Source organism: Galactobacter caseinivorans (genome assembly GCF_003640665.1).
In the GTDB taxonomy this organism is placed as follows: domain Bacteria; phylum Actinomycetota; class Actinomycetes; order Actinomycetales; family Micrococcaceae; genus Galactobacter; species Galactobacter caseinivorans.
On record NZ_QQXL01000004.1, the window covers coordinates 296,984 to 307,375 of the forward strand.

The following is a 10,392-nucleotide window of genomic DNA, read 5'->3' on the forward strand; positions in this document are numbered from 1 at the left end:
TGGCATGCGCGCCAGTCTAGAGGTCGGAGATCAGCTCGACGTCCGCGATCGGGAGGCACCATGACGTACTGGCAGTGGATGAAGGGACCGGGGTATCGGAACTTTCTCAAGAGCCACTCGTGGGCCCAATGGTGGATGGGCGCCGTGGTCGGCGCGGCGCTCATGAACATCGCGGCCTTCCGTTGGGCCAAGCAGCAGCTTTCCGCCCCGGCGTAGCCGCGGGCACCCCGCCTAGCCCACGGCCAGCGGTTTCGTGATCCTTCCGTCCACGAGGTGAACGGTGCCGTGCAGGCGCGGCAGGTGCACCAGATCGTGCGTCACCAGCAGCGTGGAGGTCTCCAACTCCGCTGTGAGGCGCAGAATCAGCTCGATGATGCTGGCCCCGCGCTCCTGATCCAGCGCGCTGGTCGGCTCATCCACCAGCAGCACCGAGGGGCCGTTCATGAGGGCCCGCGCAATATTGACCCGCTGGCGTTGGCCGCCCGAAAGCTGGTGCGGCCGCTTCTCGGCGTGCTCGCTCAAACCCACCGCATGCAGCAGGGCCGCTGCATGCTCCGCGGTCTGTGCGCGCCGGCGTCGGCTGTGCGGCGCACCCAACTCGTTCATGACCATCAGCTGCTCCCGCGCGGTCAGCGCGGGCACCAGATTGGATTGCTGGAACACGATCCCGATGTCGGTTCGGCGCAGCTCGGTCGCCTCCCGCGCGCTCAGCGCGGACACGTCGGTGTTGTTGATCATGACCTGCCCGGAATCCGGGCGAATCAGCGTGGCGGCCACGGCGAGCAGGCTGGATTTGCCGGAGCCGCTTGGCCCAGTAATGGCCGTGACGGTGCCGGGGTGCACGGTCAGTGAAACCTGGTCCACGGCGGTGACTCGGCTCTCGCCGTCGGGGAAGGTGAGGGTGATGTTGTTCAGGCGGATCATCGGTTGCTCCCAAGGGCAGTGAGGGGGTCAGCGGAGGTGACCGAGCGCAGGGCGAAGGCGGCGCCCGCCAGGCCAAGCAGGACCATGATCAGGCCCGGCACCACGGTGGTGAGTGGGCTGAGCAGGAACGGAAGGGATGCGCCGGCGAGCGAACCAAGCACGGCAACCAGGGCCAGACCAAGGCCTATTCCGAGGAGCAGGACAATCAGCGCCTGCCCCAGGGCGTCCCGGACCAGGGACCGGGTGCTGGCGCCCAAGGCCTTGAGCACGGCGATGTCTCCCTTGCGCTGCATGGTCCAGACGGTGAAGAACGCGCCGATCACCAGGCCGGAGATGCCAAAGAGCATGCCGACCATCAGGAGTAGCGAGCCGATCTCCGAGCGGAAGGCGCTCAGTGCGGTGAGCGAACCAAACGTGGACTCTGACACGGTGTCGTGGGCGGCATCCGCCCCGTTCCAGTCGGAGTTCCCGGCGACCGCGAGCACGGTGGCGAAGGCGTCCGGATGGCCGGTGGCGGCGGAGTAGCCCTGCCAGTCGTGCAGGGTCATCTGCACCACTGGGGTGTGGCTGTACCAAGCATCGCCCTGGATTGACTCGACCACATACGAGCTGCCGGCGATGGTGACCTGGTCACCGCGTTCCACTCCCAGCGCCGTTGCCGCAGGTTCAGACAGGCCAAGCCGGCCGTCGGCCGTGGGAGCCCAGGAGTTGAAACCTGCCTCCACCCCAAAGGCAGCGATCGCAGCTCGGGTGTCCCCGGCCTCCGCGCGGGTCTGGCTGATGCCGACGGGACGGGCCGCCGTGACGCCCGGGGCGGCCGCCCAACCGGCGGCCTGCTTCTGGGTGAGTGCGGAGTCGGAGTAGCTCGGCCCCGATTCCCCGGCCAGGGGAGCGGAGAACACCACGCGATCGGCCGGCAGGCCAAGGACGGCGGAGATGTTTTGCGTCGCCAGGCCTCCCGTGAGCCCACTCAAGAAGCCGACCAACACGGTGATGAGAGCCACCACGGAGCCAATGAGGATGAACCGGCCCCGAGCAAAGCGGAGATCGCGTAAAGCGACAAACATTGAGTGCGCCTTTCCCTGGCGTGGGTGTGATTCGTCGCCGGATGAGGCGACTCCTTCACTCTGCTCGTTTGCAAGGAGCGCGGCATCGGCCGCCCGGACGGCGCTGCGCGCCCGGAAGGTGTACCTGCCGGTCCACCTTTTGAACGATGCCCGCGGCGGGCGTGCGGCGTACTGTTCAGGGCATGGCTCACAGCGCTTTGACCCCCGTCTTTGTGGGTCTGCGCACCGGACTGCACGCGGTGTTCATGGGGCTCACGGTGTTGGTGATAGCCCGCGCCATCCTGGTCCCCAACCAGGCGAGCGCCGCCGCCATCGTCACCGCGGTTCTCCTGGCGCTCACCTATGGAGCCGGCGCCCTCCTGGCCCGGTCCGCCGTGGTGAGGCGACCGCTCCTACTGTGCTGGCTGGCGGTCCTGACGGCGGAATGGGTGCTGCTGCTCTGGCTCATCGCTGACGCGGCCTACCTGGTCTTCCCCCTCTTCTTTCTCTACCTGCATGTGCTGGGCCGGTGGTGGGGTTCCGCCGCCATCCTGGCCTCCACCGTGGTCGCCATCTGCGCGCTTGGGCTGCACAGCGGCTGGTCAGTGGGCGGCGTCGTCGGGCCGCTGGTTGGTGCCGGAGTCGCCCTGCTGATTGGGCTGGGATACCAGGCCCTGGCCCGTGAGGCCCAGCAGCGCGAGGCGCTGGTCAGCGAACTCATGGCCACCCGCGGGCAGCTAGCGGCCACCGAACACGAATCCGGGGTGCTTGCGGAGCGCGCGCGTTTGGCCAGGGAGATTCACGACACCGTGGCGCAGGGCCTCTCTAGCATCCAGATGCTGCTGCACGCGGTGGAACGCGCCGACCCGGGACGTCCCGGCTCCGAACACCTCCAGCTGGCGCGGGAAACCGCCGCGGCAAACCTGGCTGAAGCGCGGCGCTTTATCCGCGAACTTACCCCGCCCCAACTGGATGATCAGAGCCTGGGTGGGGCGCTGCGCCGGCTGGCCCGCACACAATGGGCCGCGCAGGGGCTGGAGGTGCGGGTGCACGTCTCGGACTCGCTCGCGCTGCCGATGCACCTGCAGACCGCGCTACTGCGCATTGCGCAAGGGGCCATTGCCAACGTGATCCAACATGCCAAGGCCAGCGCCGCCACGGTCACCATCGTGACGGAGCAGGACCGGCTTCACTTTGCTGTGGCGGACGACGGCGCTGGGTTCAGTCCGGCGGCGGGCGCGAGCGGGACGGCGCAAAAGTCGGATTCCTTTGGGCTTCAGGCCACGGCCGAGCGGGTGCAACAGCTGGGCGGAACGCTCAGCATCGCTTCCGAACCGGGCAGGGGCACCACCCTGAGCGTTGACCTTCTGGTGAAGGAGAACGCATGATCCGGCTTGTGATCGCGGACGATCATCCCATTGTCCGCGCCGGACTCAACGCGCTCTTCAGTCTTGAGGCAGACCTTGAGGTGGTGGCGGAGGCCGGCACGGCACTGGAGGCCGTGGCACTGGCGCAGGACCGCACCCCGGACGTGGTGCTGATGGACCTGCAATTTGGCGCCGATGAGGCGGTCACCGGGGCAGAGGCCACCAGGCGGGTTCGCGCGCTGGACGCCGCACCCTACGTGCTGGTCTTGACCAACTACGACTCGGACGCGGACATCCTCAGCGCCGTGGAGGCCGGAGCCAGCGGCTACCTGCTCAAGGACGCCCCGCCCCACGAACTCATCGCCGCGGTCCGGGCGGCCGCCGCGGGGGAGAGCGCCCTGGCGCCGGTCATCGCGTCCAGGCTGATCAACCGCATGCGCGCGCCCAAGGCCAGCCTGAGTCCGCGCGAGGTGCAGGTGCTGCAGCTCGTCGCCGCGGGCCGCTCAAACACCGCAGTGGCCCAGGAGCTGTTCGTGAGTGAGGCCACCGTGAAATCGCACCTGGCGCACATCTTCTCCAAGCTGGACGTCAGCTCCCGTACCGCGGCGGTCTCCGAGGCCAGGCAGCGCGGCATTCTGCGCTGATGTTGGTCAGCGATCACCCACCGGTGAACGTCAGCCACAACAGCGCCACGTTCAACGCGACGATCAGCGCCGTGCACGCCCAGATGGCCAGCCGCAGCGCCAGGCCATTGGTATTGGCCCCCATCAGGGCCCTGTTCCCGGTGTAGAGCGCCAAGGGAATCAGCGCAAAGGGAATGCCCAAGCTCAGCACCACCTGGCTCAAGACCAGCGCCCACGTGGGGTCAATCCCGAGCCCAATCACGATCAGGGCGGGCACCAGGGTGATGGCGCGCTGGGCCAGTAATGGCAGCCGGATCCGCAGCAGGCCGGACATGATGGATGCGCCGGCGTAGGCGCCCACGGAGGTGGAGGCCAAGCCGGAGGCCAGCAGTCCCAGCCCAAAGGCGATGCCGACGGCGGGCCCAAGGCTCTGGGTGATGGCCGCGTGGGCTCCCTCGATGGTGTCCGTTCCCTCGCGCCCGGCCAGCGCGCTCGCCGCGAGCAGCAGCATGCCGATGTTCACCGAGCCCGCCACCACGAGCGAGACCACGACGTCGATCCGGGTGGCCTTGAGCAGCCGGGGGAGCGCCGCCTGTGAGGGGGCGCCGTGGCGGTCCCGCGCCAGGGCGGAGTGGACGTAGATGGCGTGTGGCATGACGGTGGCGCCCAGCATGGAGGCCGCCAACAACACCGTCTCCGATCCCTGGAAGCGCGGCAGTAGCCCCTCCGCCGCCTGGCCCCAATTCGGGGGAGAGAAGAGCAGGCCGGCTAGGAACCCCAGCGCGATGATGAGCAGCAGGCCCATCACCACAAACTCGAACGGGCGCTGGCCGTGATGGCTCTGGAAGACCAGCAGCCCAAGGGAGACCACACCAACGATCACCCCGCCGAGCAGGAGCGGGACGCCAAAGAGCAGGTGCAGGGCAATGGCGCCGCCCACCACCTCTGCCAGGTCCGTGGCGATGGCCACGATCTGCGCCTGCAGCCAGAACAGCAGGCGGGGGGCGCGCTTGAGGCGGGAGCCAAGCACCTCCGGGAGGGACTGGCCGGTGATGAGGCCCAGTTTGGCGGAGAGGTATTGGATGAGCACGGCCATGACGTTGGCGGTGACCAGCACCCAGACCAGCAGGTAGCCGTACTTGGCACCGGCGGTGAGGTTGGCGGCCACGTTTCCGGGGTCCACGTAGGCCACGGCGGCCACGAAGGCGGGGCCGAGCAGGGCGATGAGTCTGCGTTCGGCGCGGGGCCGGTCCGAGGCGGGGGAGGCGCTCGGACCGGCGGTGGGGGGTTGCGTTGAAGGCGGCAATGACTCCATAAGAGTTAAGGTACCTTAACTTTACGAGTGGGGAAACGGCAAGGGTCATTTTTCGCCGCCGGACCGTCCCTGCACCGTCGGCTCACGGTGATGTTTCCGACGGGTAGGTCCTCTAGCGTTAAAGGACGGCATGGCGCCACCCCAAAAGGGCGCCGCGCTACCAGCTGTAAACTTTTGACCCGAGAGGAGCACACCATGGCTCACCGTCGCAGCAACCGCCTCGCCGCCTCACTCAGCGCGCTCGGCCTCACCCTGCTCCTGGCGCTCTCGGCATGCGGCTCGCCGGCCTCCCTCCGAGTGGAAGGCCCGGCCTCCACGCAAGCGGAGATTGTCCGCCCCGCCCAGTCGGAGCCCACCGAACGGTGGGAGACGCCGTTTGGGCCCAAGCAGATCGAGAAAGCCCTGCGCAAGGTCACGCTCTCCGAGCTGCCACAGGGCATCGGCGCTGGCACCGACACGGAGCAGGCCAGCCCCTCAGATTCAGCCTCCGCCACCGGCGCGCCCTCCACCGACCCCGCAGTCGCCCCCTCCGGCACCGGCGCCCCCTCCGGCACGGCCGGATCCGAGTCAAGCGATGCCAACTACTTCAGCTACGCCGACCTGGAAGAGGTCCTCAAGACCTGCAACGGCCGCTGCCTCATGCCCAGCTCCCCCGTGAGTCTTGGTGGCACCCGATTCCAGCTGTGGACGCTGGTCAGCGCCGGAGACGGCTGGGGCTACGCCGCCTTCGCAGTGCGTGACAATGACGGCACACCGCAGATTGAGCTCATGGTCCGCGGCGAGGACGTTTCGCTTGAACCAGGCAAAAATGGCACCGTAGTGTCTCAAGAATCGGTGTATCAGAAAGATGAGCCGCAGTGTTGCCCCAGCGGATGGGCCATGCGGGTCTACCGTTGGGATGACGGAAAGTTTGTGGCCGCGGAACGCTACACCGGAACCAAGGCCTCGGGATCCACGGGTAAAGAAACAACCACCGAGGTTCCCAGCATCCAGAACACGCCCATGCCGACTCCGTAACGCGGAGGAAGGAGCGCACCGAGTGCCCGCCTCAACCCCCCTGACGGTGGTCCATGTCGAGGATGACGATGTCATCCGCGAGGTCACCGCATTGGGCCTCAGTCGCCTGGGTTATGCCGTTCACAGCGAGTCGGATGGACTGGAAGGGCTGGAGTACCTGCGCTCCCACCCCGCGGATCTGGTGCTGCTGGACGTGATGCTCCCGTCCCTGAGCGGCGCCTCCATCTGCCGCCGCCTGCGCGAGTTCAGCGACGTCCCCGTCATCATGCTCTCCGCCCGCGATGACAGCGTGGACGTGGTGGCCGGCCTGGATGCCGGCGCCGATGACTACGTGACCAAGCCGGTGGATCTGGACATCCTGGACGCCCGCATCCGCGCGTTGCTGCGCCGCACGCGGGACCGCACGCACGCGGTGGCCGGTTCGGAGCAGCAAGTGCCCGACGCCGCTGGGCAGGGTTTTGCGACCGACTCACCCTCCTCCGGCGGCGTGGTGGGAGCGAGCTCAGGCGACCAGGGCACCGACGCCCTCGGTGCCGGTGCCGCTCTGGGCGGCGGCCCCGCGGCCGCCCAGACCGCCGCGGATCCCGCACCACAGAGCACCGCCGCCGGGCGCGGAGGCGACCACGCGGCGTCGGGCACAGGAGCATCCGGGGGCAACGCCGACGCGGCGCCCGCGCAGGAGAACCACGGCCTGCAGATTGATCACCACCGCATGGAGGCCACGCTGGAGGGCGAGGTGGTCCACCTGACGCCCACCGAATGGCGCATCCTCGTGATGCTCGTGGATGCTGACGGCGGGCTGGTCTCTCGCCAGCAGCTCCTGGCCGGCGCCTGGGAAGACGCGTGGGCCGGGGATGGTCGCCTTGTTGATGTGCACGTGCAGCGGCTGCGCCGCAAAGTGGGCCCGCAGCGCGTGGAAACCGTGCGGGGATTTGGTTACCGCTGGCATGAGTGACGCGGGCGTGGGAGCGGCATGAGCCGGTGGAGGCCGCGTCGGATTGTGGGTGCGGGGCTGCGCCGTGTGGGGCCGCTGCGCCTGCGTTTGGTGCTCGTCACCGTGGTGTCGGTGTTCCTGGCGATCTCGCTGTGCGGCATCCTGGTGCACCTCCTGGTCTCCCAAGCAGAGGATGACAGGCTGCGCAACATGGCCCGGGAGCAACTGGGGCAGGTCCAGAGCATCTACGCGCAGACCGGTGTGCGCTCTTTTGGCGCCAAGATGAATGACCGCAACGTGCCAGAGGACCTGCGTGAGTCCGCGCTGGCAGGGAACGTGGCCACCGCGCGCATCAAGCTCGGCAACGACTCGGAAACGGTCATCGCCGCGACCCCCGTGACCATCGATTCTGAGACGTCCGTGCTCTCCATTGAACTCTCCGCGGCCGCCTCGATTGAGGTGCTGAGGCAACTGGACCGAACGCTGATTGGCGCCGGAATTGGCAGTTCCGTGGTGGTGCTTGTGCTGGCCGGATTCGTCTCCAGCGGGCTCACCCGCCGCCTGGCCGCCGCCTCCACCGCCGCGTCCGCGCTGGCGGAGGGCGTGGGGCAAGGGGCAGATGGGCGCACCGTGGCCCAGAGCATTCGCACCGGGCGCTTCCCCGACGAGGTGGACAGCCTGGCGCGTGCCGTGGACTCCATGGCGGAGCGCCTGCGCACCAAGTTGGAAATGGAACAGCGCTTCACCGCGGACCTGGCCCACGAGTTGCGCACGCCGCTGACCGGCCTGGTCATGGCGGCGTCGTTGCTGGAGGACTCGCGCCCGGCGGAGCTCGTGAAGGAACGCACCGAGCGCCTGCGAGTCCTGGTGGAGGATCTGCTGGAGGTCTCCCGATTTGAGGCCGGGGCCGTGGAGGCTGACCTTGAGCCAGCCGGGCTGGAGCGCAGCGTGCGCTCGGCCGTGAAGCGCGCGCGGCAGGAGGGCGTGCCCTCCGCGGAACTGGTGGAGGTGGTGCCAGGGGACACTGACCCGCCGCTCATCATGGTGGAGCAGCGCCGCCTGGACCGGATTGTCTCCAACCTCATCAAGAACGCAGCCGCGCATGGGCGCCCGCCCCTGGTCATCCGGGTGGACGGGCCGCTGCTCATCGCCACCGACGCAGGCAAGGGGTTCCCCGAATCCATCCTGGACGCGGGCCCGCACCGCTTCCAGACGCGCGGCGGTGGCTGGGGGCTGGGGCTGACCATTGTGCGCGGCCAGGCCTCGGTGCAGGGCGCCACCTTTGCGCTCTCCAACGCCCCAGACGGCGGTGCGCGAATCACGCTGCGGTTCCGTGAGGCGCCTCAGGAGTTGCTGAATGAGGTGTGCCCGGAGGCGCTGGCGCGGTCCGGTGGGCGCAAGGCGGAGTGGAATGATGGGACCCATGAATGAGCAGTCTTTAGGCAACGCGGACTTCAACGCGGAAGAGTTTGACTCGGCAGAGGCGGCCAAACAAGCCGGCGAGGGCGGGCGGCTCATGCAGTCCTTTGTGCGCCAGGACCAGGATCCGAGCCTGAAGAATGACCTTGCCGTGGTGTCAGACTTTTACGGGACGGTGTTGCAGGTGCCGGTCCTGGCGCTGCCCGTGGACGGCGAACCCCTGCGCTTCGCGACCTTCCAAGCCGACGGAGACACCATTCTTGGGGCGAGCCTGCGGCCGGAGGAAGCCGTGAACCTGCACCGCACCATCGCCGAGTCCGAGGGACGCTCGGATGACGCCCTCGGGGAGCCGCTGCTCGTGTCCATGCTCGGCTCCGAGCTGGTGGACGCGGCCTTCGCTACCTCTGCCTTCGCCTCCACCGGGATCGACACCGTGGTGGTGGACCCGCTGGGGCTTGGCATCGCCTTTGGACGCGAGGACCAGCTGCTGGACTACAAGATCAAGTCCGGCGCTCTGCGCCAGGCCGTGCACCGCGGCAAGGAAGCCGTGCTGGCGTACCTGATGGGTGAGGGGGCCACCGGCGTCATGATGTTCAACCCGGACGCGCCCGGCGATCCGGCCGCCCTGCTCCTGCGCGACCCACAGACCGGCGCTCAGGTCTTCCCGCTCTTCTCCTCCGCCATGGAGGTCTTCCGCTTCAGCGAAAAGTTCGCGACGGCCGGCCTGACCGGGCCCTGGCTGCGACAGGCGATGCTCCCGGACATGCACCTGGTCGTGGACCCCTCCGGCGGCGACGCGATCGAGTTCGCGCCGGCCGAACTCGCGGCGGCGGGCTTCCGCCTGCCGCGCTCGTCCTAGGCGGCGCTCGCGCCCGTTTCTCGCTCGCCGGGGCGGGGAAGCGGGCTTGTCGACGTGGAGCGGGCTTGTGGGGTGCTTGGGAGCGATAGGCCCGCTTCGCACGCGACCTCCGCGGGCCTCACCGCCGGCGCCCGCTCGCCCGGCCCGACGGCGTTTGGTCGGGTCGGTCGCGCCCGTTCTTCGCTTGCCGGGGGCGGGGAAGCGGGCTTATCGACGTGGAGCGGGGTTGTGGGGTGCTTGGGAGCGATAGGCCCGCTTCGGGCCCCCTCTGGCCCCCTCGAGCCTGGGCCCGACGGCGTTTGGTCGGGTCGGTCGCGCCCGTTTTTCGCTCGTCGGGGGCGGGGAAGCGGGCTTATCGACGTGGAGCGGGCTTGTGGCCTGCTTGGGAGCGATAGGCCCGCTTCGCACGCGACCTCCCCGGGCCTCACCGCCGGCGCCGGGCTGCGCGCAGTGATGGTGACTACCGATAATTCGGAGCTTCTCTGCCTGGATGTGGGCTAACGCCTTCGGTCGTCGGAGGCGGGTGGGGCTTTAGTACGTCGCCGGATGCTCCGGATCCTTTTCCAGTTCCCGATCCGCCGGCTGATCCTTGCACGTAGTCCTGGCAAAGACTCTAGTCCTTTTGGGGTTTTCCCTGAAAATATCAATCGACACGTTAGTATCACCTAGTTTGTAGCTTACTGAATAGAAGGATTCGGGATCTTTATCCTTGCCTGAACTAACCCCGCTGGTCCAGGCGCCGCTTTGCACTGCCCACCCCTGGCTTGCGTAGGCCTCAGAGATCCCATCAGCGGTCCTTTTCCCCCCATCGGCCAACTGAATAGACCTCCAATAGGTTTTTGATGCGAAGGGTTGCTTGCTTTTGCAGGTATATTCCCAGAAAAGTTC

11 protein-coding genes are annotated in these 10,392 nt (G+C 68.1%); 7 read left to right on the forward strand and 4 right to left on the reverse strand.

Going from position 1 to position 10,392, the window contains the following annotated elements:
* The first annotated feature begins 60 nt into the window (after positions 1-60).
* Positions 61-216: a hypothetical protein gene (locus DWQ67_RS13785; protein ID WP_158595414.1), complete on the forward strand. Its 156-nt coding sequence runs from the start codon at positions 61-63 to the stop codon at positions 214-216.
* A gap of 15 nt (positions 217-231) precedes the next feature.
* Here the strand turns inward: DWQ67_RS13785 and DWQ67_RS08655 are convergent, their stop codons facing one another.
* Together DWQ67_RS08655 and DWQ67_RS08660 are read right to left on the reverse strand one after the other, a co-directional pair.
* Entirely contained in the window at positions 232-924 is a 693-nt protein-coding gene (locus DWQ67_RS08655) for an ABC transporter ATP-binding protein (protein WP_121485178.1), read from the reverse strand.
* A complete protein-coding gene (locus DWQ67_RS08660) occupies positions 921-1,991 on the reverse strand; it encodes an ABC transporter permease (RefSeq protein WP_121485179.1) in 1,071 nt (356 codons plus the stop codon). Before DWQ67_RS08660 ends, DWQ67_RS08655 begins: the two co-directional genes overlap by 4 nt.
* Positions 1,992-2,173: 182 nt before the next feature.
* Between DWQ67_RS08660 and DWQ67_RS08665 the strand changes: the two genes are divergently transcribed.
* Both DWQ67_RS08665 and DWQ67_RS08670 read left to right on the forward strand, forming a co-directional pair.
* Complete coding sequence (locus DWQ67_RS08665) at positions 2,174-3,358, forward strand: sensor histidine kinase (RefSeq protein WP_121485226.1); 1,185 nt, start codon at positions 2,174-2,176, stop codon at positions 3,356-3,358.
* Entirely contained in the window at positions 3,355-3,981 is a 627-nt protein-coding gene (locus tag DWQ67_RS08670) for a response regulator (protein WP_121485180.1), read from the forward strand. Before DWQ67_RS08665 ends, DWQ67_RS08670 begins: the two co-directional genes overlap by 4 nt.
* Before the next feature lie 13 nt (positions 3,982-3,994).
* On the opposite strand, the gene DWQ67_RS08675 is transcribed toward DWQ67_RS08670, so the two are convergent.
* Positions 3,995-5,275 (reverse strand): Nramp family divalent metal transporter, encoded by a 1,281-nt coding sequence (locus DWQ67_RS08675; RefSeq protein ID WP_121485181.1) that lies wholly within the window; start codon positions 5,273-5,275, stop codon positions 3,995-3,997.
* 195 nt (positions 5,276-5,470) lie between these two features.
* Between DWQ67_RS08675 and DWQ67_RS08680 the strand changes: the two genes are divergently transcribed.
* Genes DWQ67_RS08680 through DWQ67_RS08695 form a run of 4 tightly spaced genes read left to right on the forward strand, consistent with a single transcriptional unit; the run spans position 5,471 to position 9,504 of the window.
* Positions 5,471-6,292, forward strand: coding sequence for a hypothetical protein (locus tag DWQ67_RS08680; protein ID WP_121485182.1), 822 nt, complete (start codon positions 5,471-5,473; stop codon positions 6,290-6,292).
* 22 nt (positions 6,293-6,314) lie between these two features.
* Positions 6,315-7,247: a response regulator transcription factor gene (locus DWQ67_RS14260; RefSeq protein ID WP_325049621.1), complete on the forward strand. Its 933-nt coding sequence runs from the start codon at positions 6,315-6,317 to the stop codon at positions 7,245-7,247.
* A gap of 18 nt (positions 7,248-7,265) precedes the next feature.
* Positions 7,266-8,657 (forward strand): sensor histidine kinase, encoded by a 1,392-nt coding sequence (locus tag DWQ67_RS08690; RefSeq protein WP_121485184.1) that lies wholly within the window; start codon positions 7,266-7,268, stop codon positions 8,655-8,657.
* The gene (locus DWQ67_RS08695) at positions 8,650-9,504 is read left to right on the forward strand and encodes an SseB family protein (RefSeq protein ID WP_121485185.1); all 855 of its coding nucleotides are present in this window, start codon (positions 8,650-8,652) and stop codon (positions 9,502-9,504) included. Before DWQ67_RS08690 ends, DWQ67_RS08695 begins: the two co-directional genes overlap by 8 nt.
* A 531-nt stretch (positions 9,505-10,035) precedes the next feature.
* On the opposite strand, the gene DWQ67_RS14070 is transcribed toward DWQ67_RS08695, so the two are convergent.
* Positions 10,036-10,392, reverse strand: a 357-nt coding sequence (locus DWQ67_RS14070) for a hypothetical protein (RefSeq protein WP_233555999.1), incomplete at its 5' end; no start/stop codon positions are given.